This is a genomic window from Paenarthrobacter sp. TAF1 (assembly GCF_052113825.1).
GTDB classification, from domain to species: Bacteria; Actinomycetota; Actinomycetes; order Actinomycetales; family Micrococcaceae; genus Arthrobacter; species Arthrobacter nicotinovorans.
The window spans coordinates 103,753-122,577 of record NZ_JBFRDO010000003.1 but is presented as its reverse complement, the minus strand read 5'-3'; the positions used below and the strand labels follow the sequence as shown (position 1 = coordinate 122,577).

General features: G+C 63.1%; 21 protein-coding genes. 11 read left to right on the top strand and 10 right to left on the bottom strand.

The window, feature by feature from the left end:
• Positions 1 to 51: 51 nt before the first annotated feature.
• Entirely contained in the window at positions 52 to 969 is a 918-nt protein-coding gene (locus AB4Y81_RS05110; protein ID WP_275777049.1) for a diacylglycerol/lipid kinase family protein, read from the top strand.
• A 5-nt stretch (positions 970 to 974) separates the two neighbouring features.
• On the opposite strand, the gene AB4Y81_RS05105 is transcribed toward AB4Y81_RS05110, so the two are convergent.
• Positions 975 to 1,868, bottom strand: a complete 894-nt coding sequence (locus AB4Y81_RS05105) for a hypothetical protein (protein WP_441995463.1) — start codon at positions 1,866 to 1,868, stop codon at positions 975 to 977.
• A gap of 95 nt (positions 1,869 to 1,963) precedes the next feature.
• On the opposite strand from AB4Y81_RS05105, the gene AB4Y81_RS05100 reads away from it, so the two are divergent.
• Positions 1,964 to 2,257 carry a DUF4287 domain-containing protein gene (locus AB4Y81_RS05100; RefSeq protein ID WP_064722384.1) on the top strand — a complete coding sequence of 98 codons (294 nt, stop codon included), beginning with the start codon at positions 1,964 to 1,966 and terminating at the stop codon, positions 2,255 to 2,257.
• 85 nt (positions 2,258 to 2,342) lie between these two features.
• Positions 2,343 to 2,792 carry an SRPBCC family protein gene (locus AB4Y81_RS05095; RefSeq protein WP_064722385.1) on the top strand — a complete coding sequence of 150 codons (450 nt, stop codon included), beginning with the start codon at positions 2,343 to 2,345 and terminating at the stop codon, positions 2,790 to 2,792.
• Here AB4Y81_RS05095 and AB4Y81_RS05090 read toward each other — a convergent pair.
• Complete coding sequence (locus tag AB4Y81_RS05090; RefSeq protein ID WP_018779432.1) at positions 2,789 to 3,739, bottom strand: hydroxymethylglutaryl-CoA lyase; 951 nt, start codon at positions 3,737 to 3,739, stop codon at positions 2,789 to 2,791. The genes AB4Y81_RS05095 and AB4Y81_RS05090 overlap by 4 nt on opposite strands.
• Positions 3,736 to 4,986 (bottom strand): CaiB/BaiF CoA transferase family protein, encoded by a 1,251-nt coding sequence (locus AB4Y81_RS05085; protein ID WP_018779431.1) that lies wholly within the window; start codon positions 4,984 to 4,986, stop codon positions 3,736 to 3,738. The genes AB4Y81_RS05090 and AB4Y81_RS05085 overlap by 4 nt, the downstream gene beginning before the upstream one ends.
• A gap of 129 nt (positions 4,987 to 5,115) precedes the next feature.
• On the opposite strand from AB4Y81_RS05085, the gene AB4Y81_RS05080 reads away from it, so the two are divergent.
• The 5 genes from AB4Y81_RS05080 to AB4Y81_RS05060 all read left to right on the top strand — a co-directional run bounded on the left by AB4Y81_RS05080 (position 5,116) and on the right by AB4Y81_RS05060 (position 8,896).
• A complete protein-coding gene (locus tag AB4Y81_RS05080) occupies positions 5,116 to 5,628 on the top strand; it encodes a GNAT family N-acetyltransferase (protein ID WP_018779430.1) in 513 nt (170 codons plus the stop codon).
• A 117-nt stretch (positions 5,629 to 5,745) separates the two neighbouring features.
• Positions 5,746 to 6,774 carry an alpha/beta hydrolase gene (locus AB4Y81_RS05075; protein ID WP_229778690.1) on the top strand — a complete coding sequence of 343 codons (1,029 nt, stop codon included), beginning with the start codon at positions 5,746 to 5,748 and terminating at the stop codon, positions 6,772 to 6,774.
• An 18-nt stretch (positions 6,775 to 6,792) separates the two neighbouring features.
• Positions 6,793 to 7,752 carry an alpha/beta hydrolase gene (locus AB4Y81_RS05070; RefSeq protein WP_441995462.1) on the top strand — a complete coding sequence of 320 codons (960 nt, stop codon included), beginning with the start codon at positions 6,793 to 6,795 and terminating at the stop codon, positions 7,750 to 7,752.
• A 90-nt stretch (positions 7,753 to 7,842) separates the two neighbouring features.
• Complete coding sequence (locus tag AB4Y81_RS05065; protein ID WP_441995461.1) at positions 7,843 to 8,469, top strand: FMN reductase; 627 nt, start codon at positions 7,843 to 7,845, stop codon at positions 8,467 to 8,469.
• A 49-nt stretch (positions 8,470 to 8,518) separates the two neighbouring features.
• Positions 8,519 to 8,896 carry a TFIIB-type zinc ribbon-containing protein gene (locus AB4Y81_RS05060; protein ID WP_018779426.1) on the top strand — a complete coding sequence of 126 codons (378 nt, stop codon included), beginning with the start codon at positions 8,519 to 8,521 and terminating at the stop codon, positions 8,894 to 8,896.
• Here AB4Y81_RS05060 and AB4Y81_RS05055 read toward each other — a convergent pair whose 3' ends face one another.
• Complete coding sequence (locus AB4Y81_RS05055) at positions 8,897 to 9,472, bottom strand: hypothetical protein (protein ID WP_039243491.1); 576 nt, start codon at positions 9,470 to 9,472, stop codon at positions 8,897 to 8,899.
• Positions 9,473 to 9,479: 7 nt separating this feature from the next.
• Positions 9,480 to 9,953 (bottom strand): hypothetical protein, encoded by a 474-nt coding sequence (locus AB4Y81_RS05050; RefSeq protein ID WP_441995531.1) that lies wholly within the window; start codon positions 9,951 to 9,953, stop codon positions 9,480 to 9,482.
• Between the two features lie 592 nt (positions 9,954 to 10,545).
• On the opposite strand from AB4Y81_RS05050, the gene dnaB reads away from it, so the two are divergent.
• Both dnaB and AB4Y81_RS05040 read left to right on the top strand, forming a co-directional pair.
• Entirely contained in the window at positions 10,546 to 11,931 is a 1,386-nt protein-coding gene (gene dnaB, locus AB4Y81_RS05045; RefSeq protein ID WP_018779423.1) for a replicative DNA helicase, read from the top strand.
• Positions 11,932 to 12,025: 94 nt separating this feature from the next.
• Entirely contained in the window at positions 12,026 to 12,757 is a 732-nt protein-coding gene (locus AB4Y81_RS05040; RefSeq protein WP_441995460.1) for a hypothetical protein, read from the top strand.
• A 73-nt stretch (positions 12,758 to 12,830) separates the two neighbouring features.
• On the opposite strand, the gene AB4Y81_RS05035 is transcribed toward AB4Y81_RS05040, so the two are convergent.
• From AB4Y81_RS05035 to AB4Y81_RS05015, 5 genes are all read right to left on the bottom strand, one after another.
• Positions 12,831 to 13,292, bottom strand: a complete 462-nt coding sequence (locus AB4Y81_RS05035) for a hypothetical protein (RefSeq protein ID WP_018779421.1) — start codon at positions 13,290 to 13,292, stop codon at positions 12,831 to 12,833.
• Positions 13,293 to 13,371: 79 nt separating this feature from the next.
• Positions 13,372 to 13,830, bottom strand: coding sequence for a ribose-5-phosphate isomerase (locus AB4Y81_RS05030; protein WP_018779420.1), 459 nt, complete (start codon positions 13,828 to 13,830; stop codon positions 13,372 to 13,374).
• Positions 13,831 to 13,839: 9 nt separating this feature from the next.
• Positions 13,840 to 15,576 carry a dihydroxyacetone kinase family protein gene (locus AB4Y81_RS05025; protein WP_441995459.1) on the bottom strand — a complete coding sequence of 579 codons (1,737 nt, stop codon included), beginning with the start codon at positions 15,574 to 15,576 and terminating at the stop codon, positions 13,840 to 13,842.
• A gap of 33 nt (positions 15,577 to 15,609) precedes the next feature.
• Entirely contained in the window at positions 15,610 to 16,383 is a 774-nt protein-coding gene (locus AB4Y81_RS05020) for an SDR family NAD(P)-dependent oxidoreductase (RefSeq protein WP_441995458.1), read from the bottom strand.
• A gap of 29 nt (positions 16,384 to 16,412) precedes the next feature.
• Positions 16,413 to 17,255 carry a sugar phosphate isomerase/epimerase family protein gene (locus tag AB4Y81_RS05015; protein WP_189076603.1) on the bottom strand — a complete coding sequence of 281 codons (843 nt, stop codon included), beginning with the start codon at positions 17,253 to 17,255 and terminating at the stop codon, positions 16,413 to 16,415.
• Positions 17,256 to 17,460: 205 nt separating this feature from the next.
• On the opposite strand from AB4Y81_RS05015, the gene AB4Y81_RS05010 reads away from it, so the two are divergent.
• Positions 17,461 to 18,798, top strand: coding sequence for an MFS transporter (locus AB4Y81_RS05010; protein WP_018779416.1), 1,338 nt, complete (start codon positions 17,461 to 17,463; stop codon positions 18,796 to 18,798).
• Positions 18,799 to 18,825 lie beyond the last annotated feature (27 nt).

Here is an 18,825-nt window from a genome sequence, read left to right as displayed (position 1 = left end):
AATACTATGGGAACCTCCGAGGATACAACCGCCTGAATAAGGGACCTCGCAATGAATCAGGAGTACATCGTGGATTCTGCCCGGACCTTTGAGTCGATCGTTATCATTTTCAATCCCAACAGCACGGGGGATGCGCCGGAGCTCGCGCAGCAGTTGCAGGAGAAGCTGAAGGAACTCCTCACCTATCAGCCCGAGATCACCCTCCAGCCGACGGAGCACGCCGGCCACGCCGTGGATCTGGCGCGGGAAGCGGCAGCCAAGGGCGGGGACGTCCTCGTGGTCTCGGTGAGCGGCGACGGCGGCTACAACGAGGTCGTCAATGGCGTCATGCAGGCAGGTAACCCCAAGGCAGTATGTGCTGTCCGGGCGGCAGGCAACGCGAATGACCACAGCCGGATCATGGCCACCAAGCCCTTGGAAGAGGCCATTGCCGAGGGGCATGTCCACAACATCGACCTTCTCCGCATCCACACAGGGCAAAAAGGTGACGAACCGCTTGAATATGCGCATTCGTACATCGGCTTCGGTTTGACCCCGGTGGTTGCCACGGAACTGGAAAAGGGCAGCAAAGGCGCACTCAAGGAAATGGTCACTGTCATACAGACCTTCTCCAAATTCGAGCCGTTCGCCATCCGTTTGGCCGACGGAAAACGCCGCAAGTTCGACAGCCTGGTCTTTGCGAACATCCACGAGATGGCCAAATACGCCACGTTGAGTGAAGCCGACGGGCACCCGTCGGACGGCAAGTTCGAGGTCATCACCTTCCCGCACATGGCCAAGTGGCGCGTGCTCCTGACTGCCTTGAAGGCCACCACCCAGGGCCTGGGGGACCAGCCCAGCGTGAGCAACTACGAATTCACCACCCTCAAGCCGCTTCCTTACCAAATGGATGGCGAGGTGAAGAGCGTGGAGGCCAACGTCAAGGTCACGGTGGAGTGCGCTCCCCGCGCCCTCGCAACACTCGGATAAGGCTCTTAGCCTGCAGGTGCGCAGGCGGCGGTGACAAAGCCGTAGATGCGACCACGCAGGTCATTTGATGCCGGGACCTTTATCAGGCCCTGCCGTCCTCCGAGCCTGATCCTGAGTGGCAGGAGCGTGCCCACCTTGTCTTCGGCGACGGCATGGGGGTCGCAGCGTGCCGGGCGGATGGTCAGGGGCAGTTCCTGTTTGTCCGTGCCCACGGTGACGTTCGTGGGCCAGGAGTTACCTGGGGACTGCGCCAGCAACGTAGTCTCGTCGATCGATTCGATGGTGAGGCTTTGCGGCCCCCCGCCCTGCGTGGCCGGGGTGATGATGAGTCGCACGACGGCGGTCCGTCCGTCCGTTGCCACCTTCAGCTCGGGGTCCAGCACCATGGTGGCGACGGCGGCAGCTTCAGTTGCGATGCAGAGTTCGGTTGCGTTTCTGGTCAGCACCCCGAAGGGGTCGGTGGCCCCAGTGGTTTCCTTCGTGGCTTCCTTGCCGGGTTCGGAGTACTCCAAGGTTGCTCCGATCGGCGGCTCGGAGGTGTCTTGTGCTGCTCCGCAGGCCGCCGCAGGCAGTGCCGTGGGCACAGCTTTGGGCTGTCCCGGGGGCAGTTCGAGGCCGCTTTCGGGTCGCTGCCAGAGAATCTCCTCCTCATAGAGGGGCGAACGAAGCCGGGCAGAGGTCACTGTCAGGGGCGTGGCCGTGGTGTTGGTGAACTGGATCTGGATGGCTTGCTTGCCGTACTGGTCACGGGACTGGTTGACTTCCACGGCGATGGCTCCGGCGCTGGTGCTCGCCGAGGGCTGCGGGGAGGCGGCACCGGAGTCGCAGGCGGACAGGGCAGGCATCATCGCCGCCAGCACCAGAAGCCCGGCGAGGACACGCCCTTTTCGGCACACCATGCGATCAGTGTAGGTGTCGCTGGGGGCGCGGGTACGATGTCGCTGACGCACAGCTTTCAACTCCGCCCAAGGAGTTGCCATGAAAGGCGGTATCCATGTCATTCCAGGCTTACCTCGACGCCATTGAGGACAAAACAGGCCTCACGCCGCGGCAATTGGTCGAGATCGCGGAAACCAAAGGCTTCAGCGACCCCTCGGTGAAGGCGGGCACCATCCTTGAGTGGCTTAAGGCGGACTACGGCCTCGGCCGCGGCCACGGAATGGCCTTGGTGCATGTCATCAAGAAGGGAGCGCAGATCGACAGTCGGCACGTGGGATCCGAGGGAAGCCACCGGGACGAGTCGGACATGCTCTGGTTGGACGGCAAGGCCAGCAAGCCGTCATTGTGACCGCTGGAGGTCACTGGCCATAAAACACTAAGCATGCTTAGCTTAGTGTCCACTGCACCATCCGTACGCGCGCAGAAAGGTTCACATGTCTACCGTGACGCAGCTGTTCAAAGCCCCTGCCGCAGATGTTTGGAAGGTTGTCCAGGAGGGCTGGCTGTATTCCGGGTGGGTGGTTGGCGCCTCAAGAATCCGTTCCGTTGACGACCATTGGCCGGAGAAGGGGTCCGGGCTTCGTCACTCCGTGGGCTCCTGGCCGTTCCTCATCGACGACAGCACCCGCGTGACCGCCGTCGAACCTGGGCGGATGCTGGAGCTTCTCGCGAGGGGCTGGCCCCTGGGCGAAGCCACAGTGCGCATCACCTTGGAAGACGTTGGAGACTCGCAATGCAGGGTTTCCATTGCTGAGGATGCCGTGCGTGGACCGGGCAAGATGGTGCCCAAGAAGCTGCGTGATCCCGTTATTGCAGTCCGGAACCGCGAAACCCTCAGACGGCTGGAACTCATGGCCCTGGGCGGGGCCGGGCGGCACAGCTAGGAGCGCACCACCCAGTCGAAAGCGTCGGCCTTGGATCGTGCGCCCTGCGCTGACTTGGAGCGGTTCGGCTCATCAAGCTCCGCCAGCAACGTCTCCGACAGCACCACGAGTTCGCCAAAGATCCCCGGGGTCAGCCAGTCCGGGCGGGTCGCGAACAGGATGTCCTCGCTGGAAGTGTTGCCGCTGGCACCCGGGGCAAAGGGGCAGCCGCCAAGACCCCCCAAAGCGCCGTCCACCATGGCAGCTCCTGCCTGGATGGCTGCGAGGGTATTTGCCACGCCCAAACCCCAGGTGTCGTGGCCGTGATAGACGATCCGGCGGGCAGGGGATTCGTCCCGCACACGTGCCACCAGTCCGGCAACCTGGGCAGGAACCGCCTGGCCCAAGGTATCGCAGATGACAATGTCCGTGGTGCCCTCGGCGCGGGGATCATTGGCAATCGAGAGTATGCGTTCTTCGGAAATGTTGCCCTCAAACGGGCAGGTAAAAGATGTTGCGATGCACAGCTGGATCTGCCCGTTCACGGCGCGTGCGTATTCGACGGCCTCGGGCAGGGCCGCCAGGCTCTGATCCGTGGTGCGGCCGATGTTCGCCTTGTTGTGGGAATCCGAGGCGGACAGGCAGTACTGGAAGTTCCGCGCCCCCGCAGCCGATGCCTTCGCCACGTGGCCGGGGGTGGCTACCCAGATCCAGCACTTCTCCAGTTCGTCCGGCGTAAGCGCCTGGACGACTTCCAAGGTGTTGGCCATGGTGGGAACCAGGTCGGCGCGGGCCATGGAGCCGAGTTCAATGGCGGGCACGCCCAGGCGCAGCAGCTCCCGGACGGTTTCGATCTTCTGCTCAGCCGTCAGGAGCTTGCCCGTGAGTTGCAAGCCGTCGCGCAGAGTGACGTCCCGAAGGATGGCTTGGCCCAGTGTTCCGGCAAGGGGGTTCTCAACGTGGTTCATGAGCGGACTGCCTCCTCACGGCCGGATGCGGCATCGATTTGGCCCGCACTCATGCCCAGCAGGCCACCGAGGATCTCCTGGGTGTTCTCACCGAGGTCCGGCCCGAGATTGCGGATAGGCAGGGATTGACCGCCGATGACCGGCACAATCCCGGGGAACCCAACGCCGGGGATGGTCTCCTCGCCCGTGGAAACATCGAATTTCTGGATCATGTTCCGTGCCGCGTACTGGCTGTCGTCGCTGATGTCCGCCGCTGTGTAGATGGGTCCCGCGGGGACGCCGGCGGCTTCCAGCACGGCCAGGGCTTCGGCGGCAGGCAGCGTGGCCGTCCATTCGCCAATTGCCTGATCGAGCTCTTCACGCCGGGTCCAGCGCCCGGCATTGCCCTGCAAATCCGGGCGTTCGGCCAGGTCCGGGCGTCCGATGGTCTGCATGTACCGCTGGAAGATCGAATCACCGTTGCCGGCCACCACGATGCTCGCGCCGTCCCCGCACACGTACGCGTTGGAGGGGGCAATGCCTTCCATCCGCCCACCCACGCGCTGACGGTCCACGCCGTAGGCCTGGTAATCCGGAATCAGTGATTCCATCATCGAAAACATGGCCTCATGCAGGGCAACGTCAATGACGCGTTCGGTGAGGGGAACGCCGGAACCCGGGTCCCGGCGTCGTGCTTCGCGTTGGAAGAGGCTCATGACGGAGCCGAAGGCGGCGTACAGTCCCGCGATCGAGTCTCCAATGGAGACGCCGACGCGCACCGGTGCGCGGTCCGGGTCGCCCACCAAGTTGCGGAACCCGCCGTAGGCTTCGGCGACGGCGGCAAAACCGGGCCGTCCGGACAGTGGCCCCGTCTGCCCGAAGGCGGAGATACGGGTGACGATGAGCTCGGGGTTTGCCTCGTTCAGGACTTCCGGGCCGAGGCCCCACTTTTCCAAGGTGCCCGGCCGGAAGTTTTCCAACAGGATGTCGCACTTCGCCACAAGCTCCAGGACCGCCTGTTTGCCGGCATCCGTGCGGAGATCGAGGACCACTGACTTCTTGTTCCGGTTCAGCGTCCGGTAGAGCATGGAGGTGGTGCCCTTGTGGAGCCGCCAGTTGCGCAATTCGTCACCGGTTCCCGGACGTTCCACCTTGATGACTTCGGCGCCGAAGTCGGCAAGGAGCCGGCCCGCGGTAGGAGCCGCGATGTAGTTGCCGAGCTCCAGGACCCGGACGCCGTCCAGCGGGGCGATTGTTTGCTCTGTCATGGTCTTCTTTCGTGCGTGGCTGGCGAGGGCAGCAGTAAGGAACCCCTTACACTCTGGCACGGTATGGCCGGCTCCACCATCGTTACGGCCGTTGGCGGGCATTGTCGGTGACGGAAGTAGACTCACGCTATGGGTTTCCTGATCCGGACCGCCACCGAGGTGGACGTTCCCGGCATCGTCGCGGTGGAGCTGGCCGCTGGCCGGACCGCGCCCGCCGCCGCCCGGGCGTTCGGGCTGAGGATCGGCAGCGCCATCGCTGATCCCGGGCGTTTGGTTCTTGTGGCCGGGATGCCTCCGGACGTACCGGCGGGCGGAGGCTCCGCCGTCGTGGGTTGGGCCAAAACGCACCAATGGGATTTCCCGGACGGATCGGCGCCCGCCGGTCATTATCTGGCCGGCATCACCGTGCTGCCGGATTTCCGACGACGAGGGCTGGCCCAGGAGCTTACCGAAGCAAGGCTCCAATGGATTTGGCAGCAGGCCGGCGACGCTTGGTACGTAGTGAACGCCCGCAACCAGGCCTCGTTGGCACTGCACCGGAAATGGGGGTTTCGGGAGGTCGCGCGTGGCCCGGGTTTTCATACGGTGACGTTCGACGGCGGTGAGGGCGTCCTGCTCTCGGCGGCACGGCCGCTGTCCTGATCCCATCCAACGGCTCCCCGCCTTAGCATGGGTCCAGGGATGCGCCGACTGGGGGAGTGTGTGATGGGGCCTTTGGATTCGATTCAAGCCAGTGCAGGGAAAGCCGAAACGGCTCAAGTGCCACCGCGACCGAAGGTTCCACGACGTCGTACCTCACGGCTGCGGAAGCTCGAGCTGGCCATCCTGGTGGTGTTGGTCCTGGCCCTGGCTCTTTCCGCTACGCCCTGGCCCTCGGCCTTGCTCATCCGCAGTGTTTTTGAACGGGGTGCCCAAGCCACCATCGACGAGATGACGCCTTACGTTCCCGACACGCCCCTGGAAACCCAAGCCGGTGTTGTCTACAAGCCAGGCTCCACGTTTGACGTTTTCAGCCCGCAAGGCACCGCGGCTCCCCTTCCTACGGTCGTGTGGATTCATGGGGGCGCCTGGATTTCCGGGGCACAACGCGACGTCAATCCCTATCTGCAGATTCTGGCGGCCAAGGGCTACACCACGATTGGGATGAGCTATCCGATCGCGCCGGAGGCCACGTACCCGACCGCTGTGCGGGACATCAATGAAGCCCTGGCGTATATCAAGGCGCACGCGGCCGAGCTCAATGTGGACACCAACCGCATCGTCCTCGCAGGGGATTCCGCCGGCGCCCAGCTGGCCAGCCAGATGACCACGCTCACGGTGAACCCTGAGTATGCCAATCTCATGGGAATCCAGCCTGCCCTCCGGAAATCGGAGCTTGCTGCCACCATCCTGCATTGCGGTGTCTACGATCTTCGCGCCATGGCTGACCTGAACGGCATCGTGGCGTGGGGTTTCAAGACTTCCCTTTGGGCCTACACCGGCACCAAGGATTGGTCTGCCACGTATGCCGGGGCCACCATGTCCACCATCGACTTTGTTACCCCCGGTTTCCCGCCGACGTTCATCAGCGGCGGCAACGGCGACGGCCTCACCTGGCTCCAATCCGTTCCGTACAGCAACCGACTAAAGGACGCCGGGGTGCCGGTGACGGAGCTGTTCTGGCCGGCCAATCATGAGCCCGAGCTGCCGCACGAATACCAGTTCCACTTGAATTTCAGCGAGGCACAGGAGGCCCGGGACAGGACGTTCGATTTCCTGGCGCGGTATACCGCCAAAGTATCTCCATGATGGAACTATTATGGGGGAATGGCTGATTCCCCTGAACGTCGGATAACCCGCACTCCCCTCCTCTTCTGGGCTTCTGTTGTCTGTGCCGCGGTACTGGTCCTGGTGCCGGCATGGATGCTTGCGGGGAACCCGGCCGTACTGCGGGGCCACCCCTTGCTTCCGTCGCTTTTGGTGACTGCCGCCGTCGTCGGGCTCGTGTGGGGCTTGCTGCTGTGGCGGCGTCGACGCGCACTACGGCCGCGTTCTGTCGTGCGGACGGTCGGGGCCTGGCTTGGGCGCGTGGCGGTGCTGGCGCTTGTGGCAATGCTCTTCTGGCTCAATCCATTCGCGTACCAGCCACCTGCTGACCAGGCCTCAGGCCCGGCGTCCAGCTTTTCGATCACCGAGGATCCGACGTCGATCGTGCTGACTCCCGAGGCGAGTGAGGTCAGTACAGGTCTGGTGTTCTATCCGGGCGCCCGGGTTGAAGCTCGCGCCTACGTGGACCTGCTCAAGCCCGCCGCCGATGCCGGGTTCCTGGTGGTCATTCTGAAAGAGCCCCTGAACCTCAGCTTGCTGGACGGAGACCAGGCCCGCAGCGCCATGGCCGCCCACCCCGCCATCACCACGTGGGCAGTGGGGGGCCACTCGCTCGGCGGGGTGAGTGCCAGTTCCTTCGCGCTTGGCAACGCCGATGTGGACGGGCTGCTTCTGTACGCCTCCTACCCTTTGGATTCCCTCCGGGAGCGTGCGGGGCTGATGGTCGAGTCCATTTCCGGAACAGAAGATGGCCTCAGCACTCCGGCGAAGATCGATGCCTCCCGCGACTTGCTGCCGGGTGACACCAGGTTTGTCGCGGTCCAAGGCGGGAACCATGCCTTCTTTGGAAATTACGGAGCGCAGCCCGGAGACGGTCAGCCGGGCGTGGACAGGTCCGTGGCGCAGGCGCAGATCGCCGCGGCTACTGTGGAGTTCCTGCAGCAACTCAAGGCTCCGTAGGCCAGGAGGGAATACCTCCGGAAGGGTCCCTGTTCTTAGATTTAGATGCAAATGCATGTAAGCTGGATGAACAAGCAACAGGAGAATGCCATGGAAACCCGCCGCATCACCGTACTTTCCGCCGGACTCGGAGTCCCGTCGTCGAGCCGCTTGCTGGCGGACCAGCTGGCAGCTTCTGCCGAGCGGCAGCTGCGCGGAGCCGGCTATGAGGCGAAGATCGACATCGTCGAGCTGCGCGACCTGGCGGTGGACATCGCCAACAACTTCGTTACCGGCTACGCCGCACCCCGCCTCGCGGAGGTGATTGCCGGCGTCGAGGATTCCGACGCCATCATCGCCGTCAGCCCCGTCTTCAGCGCCTCTTACAGCGGTCTGTTCAAGTCGTTCATCGACGTCCTCGATCCCAAGTCGCTGGACGGCAAGGCCGTACTGCTGGGCGCGACGGGCGGCACCGACCGCCACCAGATGGTCCTCGACTTCGCCATGCGGCCCCTGTTCAGCTACCTGCGCACCAGGATCGCGGCTACGGGCGTCTTCGCGGGGCCGCAGGACTGGGGAAACACCGACGACGGCGCCTCGCCACTTTCGTCGCGGGTGGACCGGGCCGCGGGTGAACTCGTGCAACTGCTCAGCGGCCCGCAGCCGCACCGCAAGGACAACGCCCTCGAGTCGTTACCGTTCGAGCAGCTGCTGGCCGGAATCTCAGCCGGCAGGTAGGCCGAACTTTTAGCGCGTGCCGGTCGTTGGGGCAAGCATGAAGTGTCCTGTGGATTCCATTGACCTGGTGATGAGCGAACGAAGCGGCGTGGAGATCGACTACTGCCCGCAATGCAGGGGAGTGTGGCTGGACCGCGGTGAGCTGGACAAGATTATTGACCGCGTAGCAGCTGAGACCGGCCCGGCCGTCAGCCGGCAGGCGCCACCACAACCGCCGATCGCCCCGCCGCCCCTCTACAACCCGTTTGAATCCCGTCCGCAGGAACCGCGGTACGACGACAGGGACCGCCGCGACCGGCACGATCATGACCGCGACCATCATGACCGTGACCGTCGGGACTACGACCGGCGGGATGGTGGCCGCGACCAGTACGGCCGCAAACGGAAGAAGAAGGAAGGCTTTCTGGGCGACCTCTTTGACTTCTAGCTAGTCGTCCAGAAGCTCGATGAATTCACGGGCCTGCTTGATGTTGATGTCCGAATGGCGGGTCAGGGCCAAGGCCGCGCCTTCCACGTCACCGCTCTTGGCCAACGTGCGGATCCGTCCGTAGATTTCGTCGTTGAGCATATTGCTGCTCACTTCGCGGGTGACGTCACCCTTGCTGACGATTGCCCTGTAGCGGTAGGGAAAACGCTCCGGTTCATCGTCGTCATCCGCGAGCAGGTCTTTGGCCGGGGCTTCCGGCGTGAATGGTTGCGGGTGTGCCGCCAAAGCACCCACGGCGTTGCGCGAGGCCCGCAGCCCCTCACCCGTGGCCTGCAGATACAGCTTGATCGCCGCCATGCCCTGGCCCTGGGCTATGAGCGAGTACAGCTGGCGGTGCTGTTCCTGGTTGAGCTTGGCCGCAGACTCCTTGGCCAGATCCACGGGGTCCATTGGCGCATTTGCTGCGTCGTTGCCCGCCTTTGTTTCAGCAGAGCGCTTGGTGAAGGAATGAATGAGCAGGAGCACTCCCGCCACCACCGCAATGAGGATCAGGAGCGGAATGAGGATGGAATCCATGGCGTTGTCAGAGCCGATCTACGTAGTTCTTGGCGGTAAGCAAATCTGAGTGGGTGGCTTGGCGAAGAACTTTGATGGCTTCAATCTTTTTGCCGCTTCGGACCAGGTTCTGCAGCTCGAAGGCGAGCTGGGGGTTGAGCTGGCCGTTGGGAAGCACAGCGGGTTGGTGGCCCTGCTGGCCGGCGGCCTGCGAACGGGCCGCCTGCGCCTGGACTGCCGTGCGGTTCTGCTCGGTCTGCTGGCTGTGTTGGGCTTCGTTTTGGCTCGGCTTGGTGGTGGCCTCGATGCGGGCTCGAAGGGCCAGCGCCGCTTGGACCTGGGAAGCCTGGTGCGCGGCGGAGCGGGCTGCCAGTTCCCGCTGGTATCTCTCAGCATCCGACACCCCGGTGTCCCGTGGTTTGAAGGCCGCAGTCAAGGCCCACAACAGGCCCAGGAGGACAAGAAGCGGAAGGGCAATCGTCAACACGTCACCAAAGTTCATCCCCATGCTTAGAGCTTATGCCAGAACTGCGTTATCCACAGCACATTCCACGGTGGGCATAGGCTTCTGAGAGGATAGTGTCAAATTCAGCCACGAAAAGTAAGATGCATCACATTTGGGGCATGTTTATGGTGCTTTTAGCCACTCCGGGCCTCCTTGGAACCCTTGGGGCTGTGGATGATTTTCCGCTGAATCTTTCTTTAGTCCACAGCTTGTGAGAAGCGTTTCCGCAGGTCAGAGTGTTGATTCCGTCAAAAGAATTTCTCTATCCACAGAGTAGTGCACAGTCTGTGCACAACGTGGAGGTGGTATTCCACAGCTTATCCACAGGGGTCTTCGGGTACCTGCTGTAACGTGTCTGAAGTGTCCATTTTGGGCACGGATATCCCCGAGTCGAGTTTCCTTGGTCGCAAAAAGCCGCTTACGGTGACGATCTCAGGGAAGCGGCTGTGGATAACTTGTGGATACCGCTATTTTGTCGGAGCTGCCTGACATTCTCGGAGCAACCCCGGCGGACGGTTTAGCCACACACTGCGCTGTACAGGCCGCCAGGGAGTTCAGCCCTGCAGCGGTACAAAAATGGAGGACGGCTTTGTCAGTTACGCACTTGGACTCAATCGAGGGCACTCGCGCTTCGGACTCGAGCCGGAAGCCTCCCCAGGACATTCCTGCCGAACAGTCAGTACTGGGCGGCATGATGCTGTCCAAGGATGCGATCGCCGACGTCGTCGAAATCGTCCGCGGACATGACTTCTACCGGCCGGCGCACGAGACCATCTATGAATCCATCATTGACCTCTACGGCCGTGGTGAACCTGCTGATGCCGTGACGGTATCGGACGAGCTGACCAAGCGCGGCGAGATCAACCGGATCGGCGGCCCCGCCTACCTTCACGAGCTCATCCAGACTGTTCCCACCGCCGCAAACGCCGGGTACTACGCGGAGATCGTGGCCGAACGAGCGGTCCTCCGCCGCTTGGTCAATGCCGGCACCAAGATTGTGCAGATGGGCTACGGCCAGGACGGCGAGGTGGAGGACCTCGTCAACCAAGCACAGGCCGAGGTCTACGCGGTGGCTGAAAAACGCACCGCCGAGGACTACGTGGCGTTGAAGGACGTCATGGAGTCCACTGTGGACGAGATCGAAGCTTCGGGCCACCGCGGCGAAGGCATGACCGGTGTTCCCACAGGATTCTACGAGCTCGACGAACTGACGCACGGCCTCCACCCGGGCCAGATGATCGTTATCGCAGCCCGCCCGGCTGTTGGTAAGTCCACTTTCGCGTTGGACTTCGCCCGCTCGGCTGCCATCAAGAACAACCTGGCCACTGTCATGTTCTCCTTGGAAATGGGCCGGAACGAGATCGCCATGCGTCTGCTCTCCGCAGAAGCCACCATTGGCCTCCAGGATCTCCGCAAGGGAACCATCAAGGACGAGCAATGGTCCAAGATTGCCACCACCATGGGCCGCATGAACGATGCTCCCCTGTTCATTGATGACAGCCCCAACATGTCCCTCATGGAGATCCGGGCGAAATGCCGCCGCCTGAAGCAGCAGCATGACCTCAAGCTCGTGATCCTTGACTACCTCCAGCTCATGAGCTCGGGCAAGAAAGTTGAGTCCCGACAGCAGGAAGTCTCCGAGTTCTCGCGTGCACTCAAGCTGCTCGCCAAGGAGCTCCAGGTTCCCGTCATCGCGCTGTCACAGCTGAACCGTGGTTCCGAGCAGCGACAAGACAAGCGCCCGATGGTTTCCGACCTCCGTGAATCAGGCTCGATCGAGCAGGACGCCGACATGGTCATCCTGCTTCACCGTGAAGACGTTTACGACAAGGAATCGCCGCGTGCGGGTGAAGCGGACATCCTGATCGCCAAGCACCGTAACGGCCCCACCAAGGACATCGTGGTCGCCTTCCAAGGCCACTATTCGCGCTTCGCCAACATGGCCGGCGATACCGGCGGTGGCGGCGGGTTCTAATCTTCTTGTGGCCCTCCCCTGACAACGTGACCGGGCCAGTAGTGTTGACTCGGTCCGCGTCCGCGGGTTTATCAATGACTTATTGGGGAATCATATGAAGAAGAACTTGCTGCTCGGACTTGGGGCATCAGCAATCGTTGCGATGACTCTTACGGCATGCGGCGGCACTACGCCGGCATCGCAGGACTCGACGGCGGCTGCGGCCAGCGAAACGGCCTCCAGCACACCGTCCCCGGCAAAGCAGTACACCGACGAAGAACTCGTCGCTTTGGTCGGGCAAATCAAGGCCTCTGATGGCAGCAGTCCCGCCGTACTTTCCGGTGAGGAGCTCTTGGGCCAGTACGCCTCACTGCTGGACGGCTTCGGCAAGGCCACCATTGAACCGGAAAGCTGCAAGGACCTGCGCACTCTTGGAGTTCCGCACGATATCTCCGGTTCGAGCATCGCGGGGACGGCCCGGGCCAAGGTGGGCGACTTCATCAGCAACGTATCGCTGACGTCCGGAGTCGACTCTGCCGTGCTGCAGGAGAGCGTGGAGTCAAGCAAGTCCCTGGCAGAAACGTGCCGGAAAATGACGTTCTCCGCGGAGGGAGAGGCAATAACAACCTCCACCGAAAAGATCGGAGGTGTTGGCGGCGTGCCCGGCACGGTGGCGCTGAAGACGCTCATGGTTATGCCTGACGGGAAAACGGGAGCGATCTACACGGCGCACGCCGTCAAGGACGGTGTCCTGATCTCGGCCACGGCCTCAGGTACCGAAGCCGCGGCCGGTGGGCCGGAAGCAGCAGGCGCGCTCATGGACCAGGCCGCCGCGCTCATCGAATAGTTCCGTGAAGGCCGTGCGGGCGGGTTCGTCCGCACGTACGGCCTTCATGGGCTTAAAGCTGCCCTGAGCAGGGTCAGTATTCGCCCTTGATGACGAAGTAGGACCCGCGGATGGTGCCGGCCAATTTGGATTTCTGGCGGGCAAACTTGAACTTTGATTCCAGTTCTTCAGGGACTTCCATGCCGTCGGAGAGCTTGAACCCGACGGCCCTTTTTCCCTCGCCAACGCTGTACATGACGTTGATGGACAGCCCGGACTCGTAGAAAACGTAGGCCATCTGAAGGTCCTCCACCTGGAAGGACGTGGCTTCCAGTGGCCGCGACTTGATCACGATGTCGCGTTCTTCCTTGAGGATCCGGCTCACCCTGTCCACCACGTCGGGGAGCTCGTCGGCGGGGCTGACCGTGAATTCATGGTCGTACTTGTTCTTGTAGTAGCGGGCTTCGTTGGCCCGTAGTCCTGCGGCGGCTTCCGCTACGGGGGAGGACTCGAGTCCCACAGTGGAAACGTTCTTGAAGTCAACGATGTAGGGCATCAGCTCTCCTGCTCGGGCCTGTTTGGACCAATGCTACTGGTGAGGCAGGCAGGAATGACTGTGCAGCCGTTTTGGAGGGTTAGCAGCCCTCGAAGTCGCTCAGCACCTTCACCTTCGCGGCTGAGCCGGAGGATGGATCGAACGCGTAGCCGATCCACTCCTTGGCCAGGCGACGGGCAAGCTCCACGCCCACGACGCGCTGACCCATGGTGAGGACCTGGCAGTCGTTGGACAGGACTGAGCGTTCGACGGAGAACGAATCGTGTGCTGCCGTGGCCCGGATGCCGGGTACTTTGTTGGCCGCGATGGCCACGCCGATTCCCGTGCCGCAGAACAGGATGGCCCGGTCGGCCTTGCCGTCGCGGATCATCTCTCCGGCAGCGATTCCAACGTATGGGTAGGGGCGGGTAAAGTCTTCATCCGCGTGGTTGACTCCGATGTCGATCACTTCAGTAATCCGGGAGTCGGCCTTGAGGTCGGCCATGATCCGGTCTTTGTAATCAACGCCGGCTTCGTCGGCGCCCACGATAATGCGCATGGAATTCTCCTAGTTGGTAACGGCAGCTACGGGAACTGCGGTGAAATGGGGTCCGACGGCGGTGAACACCATGGCGAGCGACGTCGCCCCGGGATCCGGCGTACCGAGGCTCTTCTCGGCCAGTGGCCTGGCTCGGCCTTTGAGGGGGCGGAGGTCAGCGGTGGACGCGGCAGCGGCCGAAGCGTCAGTCGCAGCAACTGCCCAAGCCTCTTCGACAGGGATGCCGGAAGCGATGCGTTCCTCCAGCGACGCAGCGAACGGAAGCAGGGCATCCATCATTGTTTTGTCGCCCATCTCGGCCTTCCCAAGGCCCGCGATGCGGTCCGCGAAGGCGCGAACAGACTCGGCGAGGACGTCCGGCGTCGGGGTCTCTGCATCACCCAACCGCTCGCCGAAGGCGCGCAGCCCGGCACCCCAAAGAACGCCCGAGGTACCTCCGGCCTTGTCTGCCCAGGCGTCGCCGGCCGCGATCAGGACCGAACCGGCCCCCGCACCCCGCTCGAACGCGGTTGCTGCGGCCTCGTTGGCAGCTGCGGATCCGCGCACCATGCCGCGGCCGTGGTCGCCGTCGCCTGCTATCGCGTCCATGTCCCCCAGCATCGATTCGGAAGCCCGCAGCAGCGATGCGGTAGTGTCCAGGGCCGAGAGGCACTGTGCTGCATACGCGCGGGACTCAGCTGTGGAGGAGTAGTCGGCAGCTTCGGTCGCGGAATCCTCGTGGGCGACCTCGGAAACACCGGCATCGAAGCCAACAGAGCCACGGCGATAGGCCGGAGTCAGGGCAGGTGCGGTCCAGTACTGCTCCAGCTCATCGTCCAACCAGGTCAGCGTCAGCGACGCACCGGCCATATCCAGCGAGGTCACCAGTTCACCCACCTCCGGCATCACCAGCGTGTAGCCGGCTTCGCGCAGCAGGGGAGCGACGGTGCACCAGAGGACGAAAAGCTCCTCATGCTTGGTGGAACCCAGGCCATTGAGGATCACAGCGAGTCGCCGGGAAGCGCCCGCCGGAGTTTCGGCCAGGACCCGGCGCACCAGTTCGCGGCCAAGTTCGACGGCGGACGGCAGCTCGGTATCGAACAGTCCCGGCTCGCCGTGGATACCCAGCCCAAGGCCCATCTGTCCCTCGGGAAGGCGGAACAACGGTTGGTCGGCTCCGGGGAAGGTGCAACCGCCAAACGCGGTGCCAATGGTTCGTGTCAACCCATTCGCCTTGCTTCCCAGACGAACCACTGCGTCGAGGTCAAGTCCTGCTTCGGCAGCAGCACCCATGACCTTGAAGACCACGAAATCCCCGGCAATGCCGCGCCGCTTCCCGATCTCCCCGGGTGAGGCGCTGGCAATGTCATCGGTGACCAGAACGTTCTCTGCCCGGATGCCCTCGGCGTTCAGGCGTTCGCTGGCCATGCCGAAGTTCATGACATCGCCGGCGTAGTTGCCGTACGTGAAGACGACGCCGGCACCGGAGTTGGCGGCCTTGGCCACGGAGTAGGCCTGCTGAGATGACGGGGAGGTGAAGATGTTTCCCACCACTGCACCGTCAGCAAAGCCCGGCCCGATGATGCCGGCGAAGGCCGGGTAGTGTCCTGAACCGCCGCCGGTGATGACAGCGACCTTCGGCGAGGCCGGGCGGTTGCGACGGACGGCGCCGCCATCCACCTGCCGGACGAGGTCCGAGTGGGCGTCACAGAAACCGGCAAGGGCTTCATCGGCGAACTCGGCGGGGTCGTTGAAGATTTTGGTCATGGTGGGTCCTGGGTATCCTTCGAGCAGCCCGAATCAGTGGATGTGGCTGCCGCCGTTGATGTCGATGGTGGTGCCGGTGAGGTACGCGGAGTCCTCGGAGGAGAGGAACGTGATCACAGCGGCGACTTCCTCCGTGGTGGCGTTGCGGCCCAAGGGGATCCCTGCGTTGATGGCGGCTTCCTGCTCTTCGGTGCTGCCGACCCGGATGTTGGTGTCCACAGCGCCGGGGGTGATGGCATTGACGGTCACTCCGGTGTCGCCGATTTCGCGGGCGAGTGCCTTGGTGAAGCCGAGGATGGCGGCCTTGGCTGCGGAGTAGGGAACCTTGCCAAAGACGCCGCCGCCGCGCTGTGCGGAGACCGAGGACATGTTGACGATGCGGCCCCAACCGTTGGCGATCATGTCCGGCAGGAACGCCTTGGTGACCAGGTAGGTGCCGGTGGCGTTGACGTCCATGACCTTGTGCCAAAGCTCGAGGGTGGTCTCCAGGAACGGGACGGGTGAGGTGATGCCGGCGATGTTCGCCAGGGCTCCGACGGGCGGGAGGTTTCCGGCGGTGACTTCTGCAGCGACGGCGGCCTGCGCCGCGGTGACTGAAGCCTCATTGGCAACGTCGATTTCGTGGCCGAAGGCGGGAACGTTGAATTCATTGGCGATCTCGGCGGCAACCTTGGCGGACTTCTCGCCGTCGAGGTCCAGGATCACAATGCCCCAGCCCTGGTGGGCATAACGGCGGGCGGTGGTGAGGCCGATGCCGCGGTCGGAGGTAGCCCCGGTGAGGACGGCGGTGCGCTGGATGGTGGTCATGGTGCTCCTTGAATATGAGGTAACGCGGTTTAGATGAGGTCTGAGATGTAGCTGGCCGCTTTGGCTGCAGCCGCGGGGCGTTCGTCGTGGGTGACGTCCCGGGTTTCGAGTTCCAGGGAGAAGTGGCCGGTATAGCCAACGTCCCGTAAGGCGGAAAGGCCGGCAGCGAAGTCTGCTTGTCCGTTGCCGATGCTGAGGTTGATGTTCCCGGGCTCGTTTGCGGTCGCTGGAACCGCGTCACGCAGGTGGACGTGCTTTATCCGTGCGGAGAAGCGATCCACGAAATCCGCGGGGTCGCCTCCGGACGCGACGATGTGGCTGAAGTCCATGACGATCCCGACGTCGGAACCGGCAAGGCGGTCGGCGAGCAGCTGCGCGCGTTCGGTGTTCCAGCACAGCCGGTAGTAGTGCAGGGATTCGGTCCACAGCTCGACGCCGAACTCCTTGGCACGGGCAGAGGCGTGAATAAGTTGAGCTGCGACAGCGTCGATGTCTTCTTCCAGGCCCCGCAAAGGATCGTGGTCGATCGCACCGCACGGCAGGACAAGGGCTTTCGCGCCCGTCTTGGCCGCCAGGGTGAGCAGCATCCCGAGGTGACGTTCGCGCGCTTCCCGGGTGCCGGCGTCGAGCGTTGCGTTCAGGTCGCCGACGTCGCCGTTGACCGAGCGGACGCGCAGTCCCGAGCTGTTGACGACGGCGGCAACCGCCTCCACTGCCTCGGCGTCCAGTACGTAAGGCACATGGTCACAGACGCCGGGGAGCGCGCCGAGGTCGATTTCCTCGAAGCCGAGGCCACGCATGGTGTGCAGGGCTGTGGCCAGGTCCTGGTGGCGGAAGCTGATCGATGAACAGCCAAGTCGTTGATGAAACATCGTCGTTTGATCCTCGTGTCGAGCCCCTCGACGGAGAGGGGCCTTAGTGATGGAGACCACGTTAGCTAGGTTGACTGTCAACAGTCAACCTCCTAAGTTGACTGTTGACATTGCTGGTGGTGTCGGTCACAGTTGACGTATTATGTTGACTGTCGACAGTGGGGTTGCCGAAGACGCACCGCACTCTTGAAAGGGAAAGACACACATGAGCAATGAAGCTCTGACCATGCGTGGTCCGGTTCATGGAACCAAGGAAGCAAAGCGCGTCGCCGTCGGTTCCGGCGTTGGCGCAGTCATCGAAACCTACGACTTCATCGGTTTCGGCACAGCCGCAGCACTGTACTTCGGTACGGCGTTCTTCCCGGGCGCTGACCCGGTAACCGGCACCCTGGCCTCCTTCGCGACCCTCGGCGTCGGCTTCGCTGCCCGTCCACTGGGTGGCATCATCGGCGGCCATCTCGGCGACAAGCTCGGCCGCAAGCCGGTGCTGGTGGCCTCCCTCATCCTTATGGGTCTGGCGACGTTCGCGATCGGCCTCCTGCCCACCTACCAGCAGGTTGGCCTGCTGGCTCCGGCTCTCCTGGTCCTCGTCCGCGTCATCCAAGGCCTGGCCTTCGGCGCTGAATGGGGCGGCGCCATCCTGATGAGCTACGAGCACGCACCCTGGCGGAAGAAGGGCCAGTTCACGGGAATCGTGCAGGCCGGCTTCCCCGTCGGCCTGCTCCTCGCCAACCTGGTGTTCCTGAGCAGCGTGGGCCTGGGATCCGAGTGGGCATGGCGTGTACCGTTCCTGGCCAGCATCGTGCTGGTTGCCGTCGGTCTCATCATCCGTTCAAAAGTTCCCGAGTCCCCGGTCTTCGAAGACGTCAAGAAGTCGGGCGACATCGTGAAGTCCCCCATTGTCGAGGTCATCAAGACCGATTGGCGCAACATCGTGCGGGGCATCGGCCTCCGCATCGCTGAGACAGCCGGCTACGCCGTGTCGGTGACCTACATGATTTCCTACCTGCACACCAACAAGCTGGCTGACAAGACCGAAACCCTGGTGGCGCTCTGTGTCGCCGCAGGAATCGGAATTTTCGCCACGTACTTCTGGGGCAAACTGACAGACAAGGTTGGCCGCCGCCCCGTCTACGTGTGGTCCACGGCCTTCGCAGTGGTGTTCGGTATCCCCATGTTCATGCTGGTCAACACTGGCCTGTTCTTCCTGATCATCGCCACTATCGTGGTGGCCTACGCGGTTTGCCAGAACTCCCTCGCCGGCGCCCAGGGTGCATGGTTCCCCGAGTTGTTCCAGGCCAAGACCCGCTCCTCCGGGGCGTCGCTGTCCTACCAGATCTCGGCCATGGTCTCCGGGTTCACCCCCTTCATCACCACCCTGCTGTTCGTCAGCATGGGCTGGATGGGGCCGGCGCTTCTCTTCAGCGTCTATGGAGCCATCGGTCTCTGGGCAGCCCTGATCACCAAGGAAACCTGGGGCAAGCGTGAGCGTCAGCTCGCCGAAGAAGCCGCCAGCAAAACTCCCCAGACGGTAAACGCCTAAGCAACCATCGACGTCGGGCGCGTTCTC

Excerpts from the sequence above, each read along its gene's own strand:
- AB4Y81_RS05110 (WP_275777049.1), top strand. The coding sequence starts at position 52 with ATGAATCAGGAGTACATCGTGGATTCTGCCCGGACCTTTGAGTCGATC.
- AB4Y81_RS05105 (WP_441995463.1), bottom strand. The coding sequence starts at position 1,868 with ATGGTGTGCCGAAAAGGGCGTGTCCTCGCCGGGCTTCTGGTGCTGGCG.
- AB4Y81_RS05100 (WP_064722384.1), top strand. The coding sequence starts at position 1,964 with ATGTCATTCCAGGCTTACCTCGACGCCATTGAGGACAAAACAGGCCTC.
- AB4Y81_RS05095 (WP_064722385.1), top strand. The coding sequence starts at position 2,343 with ATGTCTACCGTGACGCAGCTGTTCAAAGCCCCTGCCGCAGATGTTTGG.
- AB4Y81_RS05090 (WP_018779432.1), bottom strand. The coding sequence starts at position 3,739 with ATGAACCACGTTGAGAACCCCCTTGCCGGAACACTGGGCCAAGCCATC.
- AB4Y81_RS05085 (WP_018779431.1), bottom strand. The coding sequence starts at position 4,986 with ATGACAGAGCAAACAATCGCCCCGCTGGACGGCGTCCGGGTCCTGGAG.
- AB4Y81_RS05080 (WP_018779430.1), top strand. The coding sequence starts at position 5,116 with ATGGGTTTCCTGATCCGGACCGCCACCGAGGTGGACGTTCCCGGCATC.
- AB4Y81_RS05070 (WP_441995462.1), top strand. The coding sequence starts at position 6,793 with ATGGCTGATTCCCCTGAACGTCGGATAACCCGCACTCCCCTCCTCTTC.
- AB4Y81_RS05065 (WP_441995461.1), top strand. The coding sequence starts at position 7,843 with ATGGAAACCCGCCGCATCACCGTACTTTCCGCCGGACTCGGAGTCCCG.
- AB4Y81_RS05055 (WP_039243491.1), bottom strand. The coding sequence starts at position 9,472 with ATGGATTCCATCCTCATTCCGCTCCTGATCCTCATTGCGGTGGTGGCG.
- AB4Y81_RS05050 (WP_441995531.1), bottom strand. The coding sequence starts at position 9,953 with ATGAACTTTGGTGACGTGTTGACGATTGCCCTTCCGCTTCTTGTCCTC.
- AB4Y81_RS05040 (WP_441995460.1), top strand. The coding sequence starts at position 12,026 with ATGAAGAAGAACTTGCTGCTCGGACTTGGGGCATCAGCAATCGTTGCG.
- AB4Y81_RS05035 (WP_018779421.1), bottom strand. The coding sequence starts at position 13,292 with ATGCCCTACATCGTTGACTTCAAGAACGTTTCCACTGTGGGACTCGAG.
- AB4Y81_RS05030 (WP_018779420.1), bottom strand. The coding sequence starts at position 13,830 with ATGCGCATTATCGTGGGCGCCGACGAAGCCGGCGTTGATTACAAAGAC.
- AB4Y81_RS05025 (WP_441995459.1), bottom strand. The coding sequence starts at position 15,576 with ATGACCAAAATCTTCAACGACCCCGCCGAGTTCGCCGATGAAGCCCTT.
- AB4Y81_RS05020 (WP_441995458.1), bottom strand. The coding sequence starts at position 16,383 with ATGACCACCATCCAGCGCACCGCCGTCCTCACCGGGGCTACCTCCGAC.
- AB4Y81_RS05015 (WP_189076603.1), bottom strand. The coding sequence starts at position 17,255 with ATGTTTCATCAACGACTTGGCTGTTCATCGATCAGCTTCCGCCACCAG.
- AB4Y81_RS05010 (WP_018779416.1), top strand. The coding sequence starts at position 17,461 with ATGAGCAATGAAGCTCTGACCATGCGTGGTCCGGTTCATGGAACCAAG.